Annotated in this window: 11 protein-coding genes; 7 read left to right on the top strand and 4 right to left on the bottom strand. The window is 34.5% G+C overall.

Going from position 1 to position 19,237, the window contains the following annotated elements:
* Positions 1–4: 4 nt before the first annotated feature.
* From AC3QLY_RS04455 to AC3QLY_RS04430, 6 genes are all read left to right on the top strand, one after another.
* Entirely contained in the window at positions 5–1,459 is a 1,455-nt protein-coding gene (locus AC3QLY_RS04455; RefSeq protein ID WP_143439442.1) for a DISARM anti-phage system protein DrmE domain-containing protein, read from the top strand.
* Entirely contained in the window at positions 1,456–5,070 is a 3,615-nt protein-coding gene (locus AC3QLY_RS04450) for a helicase-related protein (protein WP_074420465.1), read from the top strand. The genes AC3QLY_RS04455 and AC3QLY_RS04450 overlap by 4 nt, the downstream gene beginning before the upstream one ends.
* A 5-nt stretch (positions 5,071–5,075) precedes the next feature.
* Entirely contained in the window at positions 5,076–6,965 is a 1,890-nt protein-coding gene (gene drmB / locus AC3QLY_RS04445) for a DrmB family protein (RefSeq protein ID WP_492990742.1), read from the top strand.
* Between the two features lie 355 nt (positions 6,966–7,320).
* Positions 7,321–9,831 (top strand): outer membrane beta-barrel family protein, encoded by a 2,511-nt coding sequence (locus AC3QLY_RS04440; RefSeq protein ID WP_492990740.1) that lies wholly within the window; start codon positions 7,321–7,323, stop codon positions 9,829–9,831.
* Positions 9,832–10,154: 323 nt separating this feature from the next.
* Positions 10,155–11,633: a radical SAM/SPASM domain-containing protein gene (locus AC3QLY_RS04435; RefSeq protein WP_074420266.1), complete on the top strand. Its 1,479-nt coding sequence runs from the start codon at positions 10,155–10,157 to the stop codon at positions 11,631–11,633.
* A 21-nt stretch (positions 11,634–11,654) separates the two neighbouring features.
* On the top strand, positions 11,655–13,841 hold the full coding sequence (locus AC3QLY_RS04430) for a peptidase domain-containing ABC transporter (protein WP_074419534.1): 2,187 nt from the start codon (positions 11,655–11,657) through the stop codon (positions 13,839–13,841).
* Positions 13,842–13,853: 12 nt separating this feature from the next.
* Here AC3QLY_RS04430 and AC3QLY_RS04425 read toward each other — a convergent pair whose 3' ends face one another.
* Together AC3QLY_RS04425 and AC3QLY_RS04420 are read right to left on the bottom strand one after the other, a co-directional pair.
* On the bottom strand, positions 13,854–14,081 hold the full coding sequence (locus AC3QLY_RS04425) for a hypothetical protein (protein ID WP_143439152.1): 228 nt from the start codon (positions 14,079–14,081) through the stop codon (positions 13,854–13,856).
* A 796-nt stretch (positions 14,082–14,877) separates the two neighbouring features.
* Positions 14,878–15,039: a hypothetical protein gene (locus AC3QLY_RS04420; protein WP_176712970.1), complete on the bottom strand. Its 162-nt coding sequence runs from the start codon at positions 15,037–15,039 to the stop codon at positions 14,878–14,880.
* A 367-nt stretch (positions 15,040–15,406) separates the two neighbouring features.
* Between AC3QLY_RS04420 and AC3QLY_RS04415 the strand changes: the two genes are divergently transcribed.
* Positions 15,407–16,237, top strand: coding sequence for a hypothetical protein (locus tag AC3QLY_RS04415; RefSeq protein WP_074419105.1), 831 nt, complete (start codon positions 15,407–15,409; stop codon positions 16,235–16,237).
* A gap of 439 nt (positions 16,238–16,676) precedes the next feature.
* Here the strand turns inward: AC3QLY_RS04415 and AC3QLY_RS04410 are convergent, their stop codons facing one another.
* A complete protein-coding gene (locus AC3QLY_RS04410) occupies positions 16,677–17,912 on the bottom strand; it encodes a DUF4440 domain-containing protein (protein ID WP_074419106.1) in 1,236 nt (411 codons plus the stop codon).
* A gap of 40 nt (positions 17,913–17,952) precedes the next feature.
* Positions 17,953–19,116: an aldo/keto reductase gene (locus AC3QLY_RS04405; protein WP_074419107.1), complete on the bottom strand. Its 1,164-nt coding sequence runs from the start codon at positions 19,114–19,116 to the stop codon at positions 17,953–17,955.
* Between the last annotated feature and the right edge of the window lie 121 nt (positions 19,117–19,237).

Here is a 19,237-nt window from a genome sequence, read left to right as displayed (position 1 = left end):
GAACATGCCAAGTCTGGAAATTGAGAACTCTATAAAGAACCTCGATAATAAAATCTCCATTGTAAATACTGAGTTTGGAATTGAACTCAAGTCTTATGGAAATATTTTAAGAATAGCAATTAATGCAATCCAACCAGACACAATTGAAAATCTAATTGAAAGATTAAAGATCAATAAAGAATTAGAACACGGCTTAGAAAATTATGGTGGCTATACCATAGAATATTTAGCGGATAATAATCCAAAGGATGAGTTGTTTAGGCTCTTGGAGTATCTCAAAAAAACCTTACCAAAACAGGAAACGCTTATAAAGTTCTTAAATCAATCAGACAAAAAAACTATTGCCTTTTTCGACAACAACGATATTGACTTTGCAATAAAAAACGTTCGAAATCGAAAAGTAGAAATCCACCCCTTTTCTGCTTTAAAAAGAATAGCCATTGAAAATAAAACATTGGTATTTCATAGTTTCAATGGGCAAAAAGATTTCGATTTACTGTACAATCTAAATTCTGATGTTGTTTTAGTTGTTTATAAGCAAGAAAAAAATCTTTACTATAAATATCTTGACAATAGAAAAAAACTAATTGAAGAAGAAATAAAATCTAAAGATAGGCTTTCAATATGTGGAATCGAGTATCAAGAATCAAGAAATTACTCAGTTGATATTAGTTCGACTATAAATGGCATAGTTTCAAGACTAGACGATTTTGGGAACAGAGCTTATGAAGGATATAAAAATGAATGTGATGTATTACTAAATGATAGTGAAGAAAAGTTGATTTATAAGGTTGGAACAAATATATCTCACTTGTATCTTGAAAGTAACGACACCATTTTTACTGAGCGAGGCGAACTAAATAAAACTTATAAAATTAAAATCGGAGATAAAATTAGAGTTTACCCGAAAGAGCAGCTTGCAGAAAATTTGTATCAAGTTGCAGTTGAAACTGAACCCGATATTTTTGGCAAAGTTGAAGAGCATTCAGTTTATTGGAAACAGCTAATAAATGAACTTAGAAATAAATTCGGAGACGAAATATTATACAAAAAATTAAAAGAAAAGGGGTTAAGAATTTTGCCAAATACACTTGCAACATATGGAAAAGGATTTAGAAAGTTTCCAATGTATAAAAATGACCTTCGTGCAATTTTTAAACAATACTTCTCCGATAAAACTGATATTGAAATTGACACTTTGATTAAGCCAATTTTAAAATCTAAAACAACATACAATAGCACAATGATTGTTCTTGGTAGAGGATTAAAACAAGAGCTAAGATTATTTTTAAGAGAAAATAAAATTGGAGAGATTTTGCAAAAACGAAATTTTAATGAATCCACTTTGAGAGCATTCGTAGAGGAGTTTATGCCTTTACATACGGTTTTAAGTAAAGAAGTCTTTAATGACAGTATTGAAACTTTAGATGAAAAAACATTACAACTATTTGAATTATGAGCGTAAAAGAAAATCGAAATATAATTATAGAGAGGGTTAAAAAAGAACTATTAGGTCCAGGTTCTGATATTTTTGTTTGCAATGATGATTTTGCAAACGAGATAATAGAAGGAAAACCATTACAGAGATATTTCACAGGGATACTTTTTCCAAAGCAACTTCAAACAAATGGTAGTGACAATGGGCAAGAGGAAATGAAAGAAGAGGATGAAGACGATTTAACAGAGCTGAAACTTGAATTTCCTGATGAAGAAAAAAAGGAAACAGAGATATTTGAAGAAGATGATGAAGTCGAGAAGACAGATACTCAACCAAAATACAGTGCGAATACATTTTTTCCTTCACATTTTGGGATAACTTTCGCAGTAGATAAGTCTTGTCAAAAGTTTAAATCAACTATAAGATTTGGAAATTACAAGAAAGCAGATTTTGCAGAAATTAAAATCTCCTACAATGGCGAAGGTGTTAATTTGCTGAGCGAACACGGTTTGAATAGCATTGTACACTATGATGAAGAAACGAAATTGATTTCTCAAAGCAAAAAAGTACAGCGAACCAAAGACGGAAAACTAACCGCAGAATATCAGGCATTTCAAGAAGGCTTAAAATCGTTAGGCAAAGCTACTTCTTACGACCACGCCTTATATAAAATCATTTCAAAACTATTTTTCAAAGACAAATACAAACGTAACGATAACAGCATTGAATTTGAAACAAAAATTGCCGACATTCTTTCAGCCGAAAATCAACACATCGAATTAAAATTATCGGAACTACCAAACTGTATTTCTGATAATTGGCACAAGGAGCTAAAGGAAAACCTTGTATTTCATCTGAAACTTTATTCAAATTACCCTGACAAATACTACATCAAAGCTGTAATTGAAAACAGAGTAAAAATCCCTAAAGACAAATTTTCACTTTCTAAAGAAAAAGTCAATCAAGTAAGTTGTTTTCAAACAGAGATAAAAATTGAGACTGAAAAGCTTTTACCTTTTAGAGACTATAAATCACATTTATACAAAACGGATGAGGATAGAATGTTAGACTATCTATACCGTGAAAAACTTGCTTTTGGTATTGGACATAATACTGCTTGCACTTGGGAAAACGCTCAATCACCAAACACCCCCCAATGGATTCAATCGACTTTTTTACCTGATTATGATGTAAAAAGCCAAAGTTCAGAAACGGATAAAATAAAGGGTGAGATTCTTAACATCAAAAATCTTTCTATTTATAATTCAGATAAAAATGGGATAATCGAAAACCTTAAAAAAGTTGCAGATGCCTATAGAAATTGGATTAATAATGAAAGTCAAGCAGCAAATGGAAATGAGCTTGGTCAAAAAAATATATCTAAATGCGAATTAATTCTTAGTAGAATTAGCAATGGTATTAACAAACTCGAAAAGAATGAAAAGGCTTTAAGAGCATTTCAATTAGCGAACACAGCAATTTATTTGCAGATGTTCCAAACTGCTCAACATTTCGGCACCAAAAAGGAAGGTTTTGAAGTATGGGAAAGAAATGATGTTTTACAACACAAATTTGAAGAGTATGGAGTTTTACAATTTCCAAAAAATAGCAAAGGAGAAATCAAAGAACCTGAATGGCGGCCATTTCAGTTAGCATTTATTCTTCAATGTTTAGCATCATTTGTTGATGAGAATAGTACTGAAAAGGAATTAATTGATTTGCTTTATTTCCCAACGGGTGGTGGTAAAACAGAAGCATATTTAGCAGTTTCAGCATTTTTAATTTTTTGGAGAAGATTAGAATATCCGACAAGCTATGATGGTGTAAATATTATTATTCGCTATACTTTGAGGCTTCTATCCGCTCAACAATTTGAAAGAGCTTCTAAAATGATATTGGCTTGCGAGTTTATTCGCAGTAATCATAAAGATTTAGGAGATAAAAAAATCACTATTGGTTTTTGGGTAGGTAAACAAACAATTCCAAACAGTATAGCAGATGCACAAAGAAAATTACAATCAACTCAACAGAAGTTAAACCAAGGAAACACTTTTGTGATAAATCCATTTCAACTATCAAATTGTCAATGGTGCAACACTAAAATAATTTCAAAGCTTTCGGGAAATGATGCAGCATATCAAATTGGGCATAGAATTGATAGGCATTTAAAAAGCCATTGTTTAAATGAAGCCTGTCATTATTCTGAACAAAATGGTGGGTTACCAATAGTATTGATTGATGATGATATTTATTCAAAACCACCAACTATTTTATTTGCAACAGTAGACAAGTTTGCTGCAATCGCTTGGAGAGGTGAAGCTACTACCCTTTTTAACTATGGTGACAATAGAAAACCTGAGTTAATTATTCAGGACGAGTTGCACTTGTTAAATGGAACTCTTGGGAGTCTTGTTGGTCTTTTTGAAAATGCACTTTTAGAAATTTGCAACCATCCTAAAATAATTGCATCAACTGCGACAGTAAAAAACGTTGATAAACAAATTTTAGGGTTATATGGTCGTGAAGCAAGAGTTTTCCCCCAATATGCCACAAACTCGGACGACACATTTTTCTCAAAAGTAATTGATGAAAGCAAGAGAAAATACATTGGTGTTTTACCTACCGGTAAAACTACTGTAATTACTAACCTTCAATTATTAGCTTCCTTACTTTTTGCAAGGCTTGAAATTTGGAAAAAATCATCTGAAAAAGCTGATGCTGATAGCTTTTGGACTTTGCTTTCTTATTTCAAAAGTTTAAAGGAGATCGGTCGTTTTTCAAATAAGATAAATTCAGAATTAAAACCAATAATCAAACAGCTTCAAGTTAGGTATTTGATAGATGACTTTAATTCAGCAAACAATTACAATAAACTTTCATACAGAAATATTGAATTAACTAGCCGAATACCCAATGAAAAAATTAAGAAGAACTTAGATAAACTCGACATTCAGTTTAATGGAGATTTGAAAGACCATAAGGCATATGATTTAGTGCTTGCAACAAATATGATAAGCGTTGGTCTTGATGTTGGTCGTTTAGGTGTGATGATAATGAACGGAATGCCACCAAATACAGCCGAATATATTCAGGCTAGTAGCCGTGTTGCAAGAAAAAATGAAGGTGTTGTATTTACTCTATACGACCCATTCAATAGTAGAGATTTATCGTTCTATGAGGATTTTGTTCAGTTTCACAAAACCTTTTATAAGCAAGTTGAACCATTAAGTGTAACTCCTTTTGCGGAGAATGCACTTGATAAAATGCTGTTTACGCTAATTCTAGCTTATTTCCGACATACCACTCAATACACAAGCAATGATGCGGCTAATGCAATTATTGATGATAGAGTGAAAAATGAACTCAAAAGCAACCTTTTACAACTTTTCCAGAATCACCAGTTCGCTCAAGATGATATTCAACTAATAATGGAAAAGGTAGATATTATCCTAAGAGATTGGAAATACAAAGTTGAAGCAGATAGAAACTTGAAATACTATTGGTATAACCACCCTAAAGAATCTTTGATGGTGCCAATGCAAGAAAAGAAAAATGATGATGAAACATTAGTTGCAATGCAATCTATGAGAAGCGTAGAACCGAGTGCAGAAATATTAATCAGACAATATTAGAATATATGCCAAACGATAAAATTAAACACGGTAGAAGTAAGCATATTTCAAATTATGGTGGAGTTGGTTCAATAATTGAAACAACAGACAATTCAATTATCATTGAAACATTTGATAATTGGGGTTATTCAGACTTAAATGAGAAATTAGCTCATTACATAATTAAAGATGATAGGCTTTTACAACGACTGAAAAATAGATTTCCAAATCTCAAACATTTAGTTGCAATACCAACAGATAGAGATTCATTTTTGCATCAGGTTAGACCTAAAGCAAATTATTTTCCAAAATGGTTTTATTGTACTCATTGTAACCGCTTTGCTTCATACTTTGAGTGGAAAAATAGGTGGCGAAGTGCAGGCAAAAATTTAGATTTTTTTAATCCTCCTAAATGTGCGAATCGTGATTGCAAGGAAAATCATTTAGAACAAATAAGATTTGTTCTGACTTGCAGTAATGGACATATTCACGACTTGCCTTGGGAGTATTGGAACAATCGCTTGCCATCAGATAAAAGTAATGTTGAAGAAACTGAGGATGAAGAAAAAAATGAAAAACAAAGTGGGCCACAATTAGATTATTCAAAAAAATGTTGTGATCAACAAGATTTAATTTATAAAATAAGTCGAGAAAACACTGAACTTTCAGGTATTTGGATAGAGTGTAAGAATTGTAAAAAGAAAGCCAATCTTAAAGGTATTTTCAATTTTGAAAAAAAGTGTGATGGCAAGAAATATTGGCTTGGTCAACTTAACGGTAAATTCCACGAAGAAGAATGCGGTATAAGTATGTCTCCAAGTATTTCAGTTAAGGTCAAAACGAGTAATAGCGTTTATTATGCAAACACATTAAGTAGTTTGTTTATACCTGAAATGCAAAATCCGCTTTCATCCGAAGTGAGAATTGATATTGATAATATGGTTGAAAGTGCTCAATTTACCAATGAACAAATCATTCAATTAGTAAGTATTCAAAAGAAAATTGACAAAGAGTTAATCCAACAATATTTAGAATCAGGAGACATTCAATACATTCCAGATAATGTTTATCGTCAAGCTGAATATGATTACTTCCTAGAAAAAGAACAGCCAGATAACAAACAAATTAAATTCAGAGTAATTGACTGTACAGACCAAATTAATGGCTTTTCAAAATTGGTAAAGATTGACAAATTGAAAAAAACAACAGTTCAAACTTCATTTACTCGTAACGAACCAATAGACATAGATTCAATCTTACAAAACCAATCCGAATACGAATACACTGTTCAACGACAATCTGTATCAAAAAATAATTTTGACTCAAAAACATTACCAGCGTTAGAAAGCTATGGTGAGGGAATTCTATTCGTTTTAGACAAAAACAAATTAGAACAATGGGAAAAACAACAAGTCGTTATTGAAAGAACTGACAAAATAAAAAATAACGCTAAAAATGCAGATTGGAAATCTCATCAGATAATTGCTAAAACACTTACTCCAAGAAAGGTATTAATTCATACTCTTTCACATTTACTAATGAGAGAATTAGAATACGTTTGTGGCTATCCAACATCATCACTTTCTGAAAGACTATTTGTAAGTGACACAATGCACGGATTTTTAATTTCAGCTTTTGACGGAACAGACGGGTATTTAGGTGGTCTTTCAAACTTATGCAACGACTTGGACAACTTGAGGAAAATTATTGAAAGTGCTATATTCAGAGCAACAGACTGTTCTTCTGACCCTATTTGTATTGAATCAGAAGGACAAGGAGTGGGACAACTTAACTTAGCTGCTTGCCATTCCTGCACTTTGACACCTGAAACGACTTGTGAACTTTCAAACTTATACTTAGACAGAAGTTTAGTGATAAATAATGATTTTGGTTACTTTAGGACAATGATTGAATAATATGCCAACGCTTTTGGTGGCACATTTGCAAAACCGCACAAGCCAACGCTAAAGCCAAGTTTTACAAAAGAGCCACCAAGCCAACGCACCAAAACAGACACGAATGACACGAACAAATACGACAGAAAAGAAGGGCGAAGTGCTAACAGCGGTTTTGCATAATGGCGGGTGCAGTAGTAAATTGAAGGTCAGTTTTTCAAATCAATTTTTGTGGTGGGTTGACAGTTTTGTGCTCCGAAATCCGCCACTACGCAAAGCCGCAAACCGTTACTTGCTATTTTAAAAATTGACACACAAAGCGGGATTTATGTAACAAATAGTATGTGCTGAATAAAAGACAAACAATAAAACAAGTATGTACTTTAATATAAAACCTCAACAAGTTTGCACCACATTTGCAAGGCACACAAAACCTTTGCACAATAGCAAACCTTGCAAAAGAGGTGCAAACACGGCTTTATTCAGCAAACCCAACTTAAAGTTTATCTCATTAATAGTAGTAATTTTTATTTCAACTTATGTAAATAGCCAAACAATAAAAGGCAAAGTAACAGACATTAATAATTATCCTTTGGAGTTTGTAACTGTTACTTTAAAATGCGATACAACGTTTAACAAAATTGCGTTAACAGATTCGGTCGGCAATTTTATAATTGATAACTGCCCGTTGAATAAAAAATATTCTCTCAATGTTTCATTTATTGGGTTTAATACTATTGACACAACTTTTATTGCTAACTCAAATAAAAATTTCAATTTTGTTTTAACACAAAACAACACACAATTAAAAGCAGTAACAGTAACCAGTAAAAAGCCTTTGATTGAAAGAAAAGTTGATAGGTTGGTTTTTAATGTAGAAAATAATTTGCTTACAACAGGAATGAGTTCTGATGAAATATTTAAAATAATACCCGGAGTAAAAATTGATGAATTAGGAACTATAAGTATTAATGGCATTTCGGGTGCTGCTGTAATGTTAAATGATCATTTATTAAATTTAAAGGGAACTGAGTTGGTTTCTTTTTTGCAGGGGCTTCATTCGCAAGATATTTCTTCTATTGAAATAATTGCACACCCATCTGCAAGTTTTGATGCCGAAGGTGCAGGCGGTATAATTAAAATAATAATCAAAAAGAAAAGAAGTAAGGGCATAGAATTGGGTGTGGGCAGCACTTACAAGCAAGGTGTTTATGCCAAATTTCTTGAAGATGCGAGTGTAAGTTTTAAGAATGAAAAATGGGTTGTATATGTTTCGCTAAATAATAATAATTCTAAAAATTTTTATGAAGGAATCAATACAAGAACAATTGAAAATAATCCATATTCGTTTTTCAGATATAACAATGCAACTTCAAAAGGAAATGGATTTGGTTGGCGTGGCGGCTTTGAATTTGACATTGCAAAAAATCAGACTATCCAATTTGAAACTATTTCTAATTCAGGTAATAGAAATACTTTGAACTCATTAGTAAACACACAAGTATTTTTAAATAACATTCTCGATACCACAGTTAAATGTCTTAGCCCATATAATGGTAAATCAAAAAATTCTACTTATTCATTCAACTATAATTGGACAATTGATGCTTTGGGGAGTACATTTAAAGTTTTATCAGATTATTCTGTTTCAAATTCTTTATCGAATGATACAAGTTTAAATAGTTATTATGATAAGAATAATATTTTTGTTTATCAGTTAAATAGATATGGGAATGTTGGAGATTCGCTGCACATTTTTACTGTACAAAGTGGTTTGAATTATAAATTCAGAGATAAAAAAAGCAACATACAATTCGGCGTAAAATACAGCAATGCTAATAATTTTAATGGTAACGATTACTTTTTGTATAACTTCTCAAATTCAGAATGGCAAAGTGATACAACGCAAACCAATCATTTTCGTTACAGAGAAAATATACTTGCAGGTTATTTGAATTTTAATTCAAAAATTAAGCGATTAGAATATGAAGCAGGGCTAAGAATTGAGAACACACAATCAAAAAGTATTTCAACAACAACCAATACACAAGTGGCTGATAATTACACGCAATTTTTTCCCGATGTGTTTTTAAAATATTCATTAAACGATAGTATAGGCAGATATATTTCTTTGAGTTATTCAAAAAGAATTTCACGACCGCCTTATATTATTCTAAATCCGTTCAAATATTTTTATGACCAATACACTATTAAACAAGGTAATCCTTTTTTACAACCAACAATTGAATATTCTCTTGCTGCAGATTATGCTATAAACAATAAGTTATCATTTTCATTGAATTATTATTTTAGTAAAAATGCTTTATCAGATGTTTATCTTTCGCAGGGAAATTATACAATAGAAACCTTCGCAAATTTAAGTTCAGCAGATGGCTACTATCTTGAAACGACTTACACAAATGATATTACAAAATGGTGGAACAGTATGGTAGATGTAGCTTTTGTAATTTCTCGATTTCGTGCACCCGATTTTGAGCAACATTATACAGGCATCAATTTTTCGACTACAAATGCCATAAAATTTAATGCTCGTTTAAGTTTACAAAGCGATTTAAATTTTTCGTCAAAAGGCTATGACAGATTTTCAACAAGCAATTACAATTCAGCTGTTTTAAATATTGCATTTCAATACAAACTTTTAAAAGATAAATTACTGTGCCGAATAGGAATGAATGATATTTTTTATAGAGAAGGAAATATGAGTTTAACTGAAAACTATCAAGGACAAATTACAAACACATTATTTAAAAGAGATACAAGAGGTTTCTTTATAGGCATAAGGTATAATTTTAAAAAGGGATTAAAGAAAGAAAACAAGCAAATTGAAAAAAGTAACAACGATGAAATGCAAAGAACAAGTAATTAAAAATATTGTAGGCCAACAATGGGAAAATTGCCGAAAATCCCTAAAAAGAGTAGGCATTAAATTCAAAAATGTTTTTTATGAAAAATGAAATTTAAAAAAAGCAGTTTCAATTAGATGCAATTAAATTGCTTGAAAACGCAGAAATGCAAAAATTAAAAGGTGGTTTAGCCGCATCTGTTGATTGTGCATGTAAATCTGGTTGCAGAACAGCATGTATCAGCGGAGGTCAAGTAAGCAATTAATTAGAAATTGCTTTTAGCTTTATGCGAGAGTTGAGTCTTTTGAGATTCGACTCTCTTCTTACAATTTAAAATATAAATATTATGAATATATCATTTAATCCAGAATATCATCTTAAACCAGATGAAGGCAGAGTTTTATTAATGCCAAGCGAAATGTTTCGTTCATTGCAAGACGGATCGGATAATAGCTACGAGTCTGTTATACACCCCATTTATGCTATGATATTGGCGTTTTTTAATAATACTGAATATGAAGAAGGAATTAGAAATGCTTCGAACTATCTGAATGTAAGTATTGAGTTCATTAAAAAATTTATTGACCCTTTAATTGAAAATGATGATATTATTTCTTTTAAAAACGATAATCAATTAGACATAGTCTTTCCAAGAAAAACTCTCATCAGAAACATTCTTGAGAATAGTAAAAAATATAATCCAGAGGATTTTATCTATGAAAGTGTAGACATCTCTCATAAAAGACATAAAACGCCAACAGATATTACATTAATGGTTAATACAACATGTGCTACAAATTGTTTTTATTGCTATGCAGACAGAAGAATTAAGACAAGTTGCAAAATACCATTAGAAAGAGTTTATGAATTAATTGATGAAGCAAAATCATTTCATGCTAGAAGTTTTGAAGTTATTGGCGGAGAATTTTTCCTTTATAAAAATTGGAAAGAGGTTTTGATTTATTTATATGATAGTGGATTTCATCCTTATATATCAACTAAAGTCCCTATTTCAAATGATGCTATTGACTTTTTAGCATCAAATAAAATAACTGATATACAGGTCTCATTGGATACATTAGTTCCTAATAATTTGACAGAAATACTCAATGTAGATAAAGCATATATTGAAAAAATTAAAGAAGCTTTAATTTACTTGAACAAATCAAATGTTGGAGTGTACTTGCATACAATTTTAAATAGCAAAAATCAATCACCTAATGACATGAAATCAATTTACGATTTCATAAAAGATATGAATAATATTGTTACGTGGAGAATTGACAAGGCGGGGCCTTCATTGTATTTAAGTGAGGATAGCTATGAAAATTACAGAGTAAATAAACATAAAACTACTGAAACATATGAATATCTTAGAAAATTAAGCGAGCAATATACGAAATTTGCAATATTGCCTGATGGTGTAAACCCAATAGCTATTAATGATAGTCCAAATCCAGCAATCAGAGAAGGAAGAGAGAGGGCATCTTGTTCCGCAAATTATTCGCAATTATTTATTTTACCTGATGGGAATGTTACTGTTTGTGAAGAGTTATATTGGCATGATCAATTTATAGTAGGAAATGTACTTGAAAGTAGTTTGTTGGAAATATGGAATTCAGATTTTGCTAAATACATTCGAAAAATTCCACAAAAAAAAATACCATTTGATAGTGCGTGTAGTACTTGTGCCGAATATGATTTATGTAGAGATTTGAATAAAATATGTTGGAAAGATGTTATTAAAGCATACGGTAATGATAAATGGTATTATCCCGATGTTGCCTGTTCAAAAGCCCCCCCCTTGAAATATCATGTGGAATAGTATACCTCAAATATCATCCTAATGGCAAGATATTATTTCCGAGTGCAGCTTCAATACGATACTATGGATTGCGGACCCGCTTGCCTTTCCATGCTTTCAAGTATTTATGGTAAAAAATATTCCTTACAATTTATACGAGAAAATTGTTCCATCACTAGCGAGGGTGTATCCTTATTAGGTATTACTGAAGCTGCAAAAAAAATTGGCTTCAAAACTATTTCTGCAAAACTAACTATCAATAATCTTAAAGAAAGTAAGGAAACTCTTCCTGCAATCCTTCATTGGAATCAAAACCATTTTGTTGTATTGTATAAAATTAAAAACAATAAATTCTACATAGCCGACCCTGCCCATGGATTGGTAAAATTAAACGAAGAACGCTTTAAAAAAAGTTGGTTAAGTGAAGAAGATAAAGGCGTGACCTTATTTTTAGAACCAACCGAAGAATTTTATAAACTGCAACCACCTGCTTCGGCTCAGGTTAAAATAAAATTCCTTTTTAAATATTTAACGACCTACACTAAGCAATTATCTTGGATGTTTTTATTGCTTTTGTTAGGAAGTGCTGTTACTTTAGTATTTCCATTCCTAACGCAAAACCTTATTGATAAAGGCATTCATGCAAAGAATATTAATATCATCACTACTATTTTGTTGGCTCAATTGGCTTTATATATGGGTAGCATTGCCATGAGTATTTTTCGCAACTGGTTATTATTATTTGTTGGTACAAAACTGAGTATTAAAATTATTTCCGATTTTCTAAAAAAAATGTTGCAATTGCCCATTAAGTTTTTTGATACCAAAACGATGGGCGATTTTAATCAACGCATTCAGGATAATGAACGAATAGAAAATTTTCTTACATCACAAAGTTTACTCACGTTTTTTTCAATTCTCACATTCACCGTTTTCTTTGGTGTGCTTTGGTATTACAACATAATAATATTGTTGGTGTATATGACGCTAACTGTGTTATCGGTTGTATGGTCGTATTACTGGCTACAAAAGCGAAGGCAATTAGATTATTTACGTTTTCAACAACGCAGCGAAAATCAGGAATCTATTTACGAAATGCTGAATGGTGTTACAGAAATGAAATTAAACCAGTTCGAGGATTTTAAGCGTAACAAGTGGGAAGAAATTCAACACAAACTTTTCAACATAAATATCCGTATTTTAAAACTTGACCAATTGCAACTTTCGGGCTTTGAATTTCTCAATCAAATAAAAAATATTCTCGTAACTTTTTTAGCAGCCAGTTTTGTAGTACACGATAAAATGACATTAGGTGCTTTGTTAAGCGTATCGTATATAGTAGGCGAAATGAACTCGCCTGTTAATCAGTTAGTCAATTTCTTTCGCTCTTTACAAGATGCTAAAATAAGTTTAGAAAGATTAAACGAAATACAAAATCATCTTCTTGAAGAAGAACCACAGGCACAAAAAATTATTAGCAAAAATAATGATGAAGGAATTATTTTAAAAGATGTTTCGTTTCAATATGAGGGTCCGCATTCACCTTTTGTATTAAAAGATATTTGTTTGCAAATACCCACCGGAAAAGTAACGGCAATAGTAGGCACAAGCGGAAGCGGTAAAACAACTTTAATGAAATTGTTGCTTAAATTTTACGCTCCTGTTGAAGGATATATTTTCTATAACGGAATAAACTTAGAAGAATTATCACCCAAAGAACTCCGAAAAAGTTGTGGAGTAGTAATGCAGGACGGATATATTTTTAGCGATACCATTGAAAGGAATATTGCAACAGGTGATGAAAATATTGATAATGAAAAATTAGCGCTGTCAGTAGAAATGGCTAACATTAAAACATTTATCGGAAATTTGCCATTACATTATAAAACAAAAATTGGAGCATCGGGAATTGGTATCAGCAGCGGACAACGGCAACGAATTTTAATTGCAAGAGCCATTTATAAAAATCCCGATTATATTTTTTTGGATGAAGCCACCAGTGCTTTGGATGCTGAGAATGAAAAAGTAATACACGATAATTTGCAAACCTTTTTTAAAGGCAAAACAGTTGTAATTATCGCACACAGATTAAGTACTGTAAAAAATGCCGACCAAATTGTTGTATTAGAACAAGGTAAAATTGTGGAAATTGGCAATCATGAAACGCTCACCAAACAAAAAGGTAAGTATTTTGAATTAGTAAAAAATCAGTTAGAATTAGGAAATTAAAACAGACAAACCCTAACCAATAGACACATAAAAATTAGTGAGAGACGAATATTTTTTGTATAGACAACTGTTTCCTGCATTGACAGAACCATAAACTTGACAAAGAGAGGCATAAAAACCGAATGAAATAGCGTATCCGCCACTAACAGACAGGTAACCGGCACACACAGACGCATAAAAATTGGTGAGAGATGAATAACCAACGCATAGAGACGAATAACCAAAGACAATGACATTCATTTCCACGACAACAATATGCAATTCCGTCAATACAAGATGCGTTACCAGGACAATCAACATCGTTTTCAGCACAGTCAGACAGGTTTTCAGTATTGTTACATCAATAAAACAGACAACGAACATCATTTTCAAGACATAGATATTCAATTTCATAACATAGACACATGTTTTTCGACACATTGACAGGGTAAGCAGCAATATTAGACCAATAAAAACGACAGATACACAAATGAGCATTGCAACCACTTTGCAAAAGCCCACAAAGCAAAGCACAGATGCTATCTTTTACAAACAGGTTGCAAGTACGAACAATGAACTTTTGTATTTCAATTAAACAGACAAGAAGCGAAGAAAAACAGCAAGTAACATAGTATTTGCAAAATGCGGGGCAGAGCAGTTAAATGCTCAACATTAGTAATGCTATTTTACTTTTGTGCGAGTTGTGAGCAACAGAATAAAAAATATCCGCACTTCGCAAATACCTGATCGTTGCCTGTCATGCCCAACAACCCGTTTAAAGTTCACGGCTGATATTTACAACTTTTTATTTTTTCATTTTTAAAATTTCATAATAATATGGTTCATTCGCCTAACAGCAGTTGGACAAAATGCCCCAAGTGCGACAAAACACAATTTGAACTTGTTGAAGATGTCCCTACTGGGACAACATGGGTGCATCTTTATTTAAGATGTTCAAGTTGTAAAACTTTTTTACAAATGGTTCCGTATGATAACACAAATGTTTTACTTGAAACAATGCAAAAAGACATCAACAAAATCAAAAGTGTTTTAAAAATTATTGATTAAGGATTTTAGGATTAACTTCTTTTGGAAAGTTTTGAATCCAATCATAATAATTCTTTGCGGTATCAAGAATTTTATCAGGACAATGCTTACATGCTTCTGCAGCAATTCTAAGACACATTATTTTTACATCTACAAACTTTTCAACTGACATGATTTTTCTGCGACTGCCCAAACTTGTTATTAAAATATTCAGTTTTGACACAACACTTTTTGGGCAGTCGGCTTTGGACTGTAAGCGAAGCATAAAACCTATAAATAAAAGAACTTGTTTTGACAATGGCACGAACAGGCAACAAATGTATTGCCAATAGCAGGGGGCGACAGTCCGCAATTCAACTGCGGAACTTTATTCAGCCACATATCCGGCTGACGTATTTCAATTAAGATGTTTATCATTTTCTGTACTTTTATTTTTTTAATCAACTTCGGCAGCCAGCTTGACGGGTGCTATTGCCCCGCCTTCGGCAATACCTACCGTTGTAGGCAAGGCGTGACCAACACTAACACTTTGAAAAAATATGACTTGTAAATTTTGCGGACAACCAGCAGGCTTTTTGAGAAGCGTTCATAAAGAATGTGAGCTTGCTCATTCAAATGCACTGATTTCTATTCCTAATGAAATAAGCAAATCAATTACCTCGACATCTGACTTTTCCAATCTTAGCAATGAAGTTGCAGCCATTGCAAAGACTGGATTTATCAATCAGACTGAGTTGAATGAGTTATACACTTTAGGATTTGACAAAGCAGTAGAAACCTTTCTTGACGATGGAATTATTTCTAAGGAAGAAGAAGAGAAAATTTCTAACTATAAAAAATATTTCGACCTTGACCAGAACCTTCTTAATAAAAATGGTTCTTTTGAAAAAGTTGCAAAGGGACTAATACTCAAGGATATTTCTCAAGGGAAATTACCAGAGAATAGATTGAATATCTCGGGCAATTCTCCATTTCTATTAGACAAAGGAGAAACTCTCATTTGGATTTTTCAGACCGTAGAGTTTTATGAGCAGAGAAGTAAAACTACATTTGAAGGGAAAAGCCAAGGAATTAGCATTAAGATTGCAAAAGGAGTTTATTATCGAACTGGACAATTCAAAGGCAATCCAGTTACAACAACACAAATGACATTAATTGCGAATGGCATGTTTGCCCTGACAAATAAAAATATCTACTTTGCTTCTGCGTCAAAAAGTATTAAAATTCCTTATGCTAAACTAATTTCAATGACACAATATTCAGACGGCATTGGACTTCAAAAAGACGGAGCAAGTGCGAAACCGCAAATATTTAAAGGGTTGGACGGGTGGTTTACATATAATATAATATCGAACTTAAAAAATGTTTGATTCCCCTGCCTACAACAAAAATATTTGCAAAAGCAGGGCTTGACAATGTAACATCAGCTATGTGCAAGCATCAGCACCGGTTTCAACTCGACGTTCAATTTCCAGCTTTAGTTCATAACTTCAACAACATATTTTCAAATGAGCATCTGTACCGGGCTGGACAATCAATGAATTCCCTGCCTTCGCAAATACTCGAACGTTGTACGTCACCCTACTACACACAGCGCAACTGTTGACACATTCTGAAACCTTGCCGACGCTGCCCCACGCTATTTTTAGCACATTGCAAGGCGCACAAATCAACAGCACAAAAGCCAACCTTGCAAAGAGCTAAAAATGCCAACGAACAATCTGCCCACCGAGGACGCAATCATCATTTATGAGTCTTCCTATTTTTTTGTTACCGGTTACGACTTAAAAAATTCGAGACGAAGGTTGATTATTGATTGTATTGCACTTTGTAGGCAATTACCTGATTTGTTCTAAATGAAGGAACATACAGCGTTTTTGTTTTGCTGTTAAAGCTAATATCGTTGGACATAATTCCATTTGCACGGGTATCTAACAAAATCTGTTTTGTTCCATCTGCTTTAACATGGTAAAGGATGCCTCGATAGTTACTGATGATAAACTCATTTTCGGCAAGTATCACAATACCGTCAAGGCCACTTTCAAAACCGTCCGCAATGGTGGTGACCGATTTACTGGCATTCACTTTTAAAAAGCTGGTCGAAGTGACAACATACAAGTCGGTGCCAACCGTCAACAAACCGTTTGCACCGGGCAGGCTTTCGAGGTAAACGGCGGGCTTGTTGCCTTCAATCCGGTACACCTTACCGGCACGAGTATCGGTCACGTAGATTGTTCCTTTTGTATCTATTGCCAAGTCGTTCAACATGACAGCGCCTTCTACCGGAATGCGTTTTACCACCTTTGCGGTTTTAACGTCAACGACAGCCACCGCTGCTGTTTCTGCTGTATAAAGCAACCCGTTGTACAAAGCCGAGCCTTTATTGGATGAGAGCCCGGTTACCCAATCCTTCTGTATAATTCTTCCGGCGGTATCCATCCGGACGATGGCACCCGCATTCATGCTGGAGGCATACAGCGTGTTTGATGCCGAATCATAAAGAACGGACTCCGGCCCTTTCAGGGTAAGCGAATCGGACTCCCAAACCTTTTCCAAAGCAATCTTTTTCGTTAACCGGAGGGGCCTTGCAAGCCTTGAAAAGGTAAGTGACCCCATTTTCCAGCCGTCTTTTTCTTTCAGGTACACCTCTGTAACCATGAACGGATTGGCCACTTCATTTCCCCCCACCACAGCCACCAGGTCAATGTCGTTTAGCAAAATTGCCGTGTTGCCAATCAGGTTCACAGTCATCGAATAAACCTGCGCTTTCTTGTACCAAATGCTGCCACTTTTGATGACCGCCAGTTCCTGGTCTTTTCCCCAACTTCCACTCATGTGTACGAACATGGATTTTTCATGAAACAAGGTTGACAGGGGTTCCATCTTTTTATCGGCCATCCAGGCCCATTTGGCGTTTGACAGGTTGATGAGTTCCTGTTCTGCCTTAGTGTATTTCTTCTTTGAAGTGCTGTCCTGTGCTGATTGTGCAAAGGCGGATGGTACACTGGCCAGTAAAAGAAACAGCCCAACGAGAGATGATTTCATGTGTATCGATTCTTTTCGTTTAAAAATCGTTCTTTCCAAATTATTTTTTTAGGGGTGCTTCCACGCCGGAGAAAGCCAATACCGCATCCGGCAGGCGCTGCCCTTTGATTTCAATGGCTCTAACTGCTGCGTTTAACGCTGTCAGTTCATCGGCCGTAAATTTTATGGCGTGGGCACCGCTGTTCTGTTTCATGTGCGCCATACTGGTTGTTCCGGGTATGGGAACAATCCACGGCTTTTGTGCCATTAACCAGGCAAGGGCAATCTGTGCCGGAGCAGCCCCTTTGCGCTCCGCCCAAGTCTTTATCAAATCCACCAGCTTTAAATTTTGGGGCAAATTTTCCGGTGCGTATCTCGAGGTGCTTGCCCGTATGTCGCCGGGAGCAAATCTTGTGTTAGCATCTATCCATCCGGTCAGCAATTGGCAAGCGAGCGGCCACCAGGGAACAAAGCCAATGCCTAACTCTTCGCATAGCGGCATCACCTCCTTCTCCGGCCCCCGCCAAATCATCGAGTATTCGTTTTGTATGGCTGTCAGCGGCAGAGTGGCATGAGCCCGCCGAATTGTTTGCAGCCCCGGCTCGGATAATCCCCAATGCAACACCTTGCCTGCATCTATCAGGTCTTTTACGGCACCGGCAACGTCCTCAATCGGAACGTCAGGGTCAACCCGGTGCTGATACAGCAAATCAATACGGTCGGTACGGAGCCGTTTGAGTGAACCCTCAACGGCAAGCTTGATGTGCGCAGGCTTGCTATTGAGCCCGGGAAGCCGCCTTCCGGTTTCGAGGTCAATGTTCCAGCCAAATTTGGAAGTAATTACCACTTTGTCCCGAAAGGATTGAATGGCCTCACCCAGTATCCGTTCGTTTTCGTGCGGGCCGTAGGCTTCGGCACAATCAAAAAACGTGATGCCTTGGTCGTAAGCAGCCCGTAGAATTTCTATCATTTCCTGACGGTAGGGCACAAGCGTATTGTATTGGCGATGCATGTTCTGCACGCCCATTCCAATGCTGGAAACTTCGAGCTTCCCAAGCTTGCGTTTGTCCGAAAGCTTCGCCGGTTGATTGCCAGACATACCAGTTTGGCTGGTTGCTGGCACAGAACAAGCGGTGGGCAGCAAGGCCCCACCTGCAAGCACTAAGCCGGTTTTGAAAAGGTCACGGCGGTTGAAACCGGTTGCTTTTTGATTTGTATTATCCATGTAGGTTTCCTTAATGAGATTTATGATACCTGGTAAAGTTCAATCAATAGCCTAATTGCTATTGCGCAAAGGTTACCTTAATTATCCTGACCACTTGTATACAGATTACGGTTTTACATAC

It is taken from the genome of Hydrotalea sp. GW822-HT8A01 (assembly GCF_058798575.1).
Note: the sequence above shows the minus strand (reverse complement) of the source record. Positions and strands in the feature narration are given on the sequence as shown.

Bases quoted from the DNA above. Each gene is read 5' to 3' on its own strand.
- AC3QLY_RS04425 (WP_143439152.1), bottom strand. From the start codon at position 14,081: ATGAATGTCATTGTCTTTGGTTATTCGTCTCTATGCGTTGGTTATTCA.
- drmB (WP_492990742.1), top strand. From the start codon at position 5,076: ATGCCAAACGATAAAATTAAACACGGTAGAAGTAAGCATATTTCAAAT.
- AC3QLY_RS04455 (WP_143439442.1), top strand. From the start codon at position 5: ATGCCAAGTCTGGAAATTGAGAACTCTATAAAGAACCTCGATAATAAA.
- AC3QLY_RS04430 (WP_074419534.1), top strand. From the start codon at position 11,655: ATGGCAAGATATTATTTCCGAGTGCAGCTTCAATACGATACTATGGAT.
- AC3QLY_RS04405 (WP_074419107.1), bottom strand. From the start codon at position 19,116: ATGGATAATACAAATCAAAAAGCAACCGGTTTCAACCGCCGTGACCTT.
- AC3QLY_RS04410 (WP_074419106.1), bottom strand. From the start codon at position 17,912: ATGAAATCATCTCTCGTTGGGCTGTTTCTTTTACTGGCCAGTGTACCA.
- AC3QLY_RS04440 (WP_492990740.1), top strand. From the start codon at position 7,321: ATGTACTTTAATATAAAACCTCAACAAGTTTGCACCACATTTGCAAGG.
- AC3QLY_RS04435 (WP_074420266.1), top strand. From the start codon at position 10,155: ATGAATATATCATTTAATCCAGAATATCATCTTAAACCAGATGAAGGC.
- AC3QLY_RS04450 (WP_074420465.1), top strand. From the start codon at position 1,456: ATGAGCGTAAAAGAAAATCGAAATATAATTATAGAGAGGGTTAAAAAA.
- AC3QLY_RS04420 (WP_176712970.1), bottom strand. From the start codon at position 15,039: ATGTCAGTTGAAAAGTTTGTAGATGTAAAAATAATGTGTCTTAGAATT.
- AC3QLY_RS04415 (WP_074419105.1), top strand. From the start codon at position 15,407: ATGACTTGTAAATTTTGCGGACAACCAGCAGGCTTTTTGAGAAGCGTT.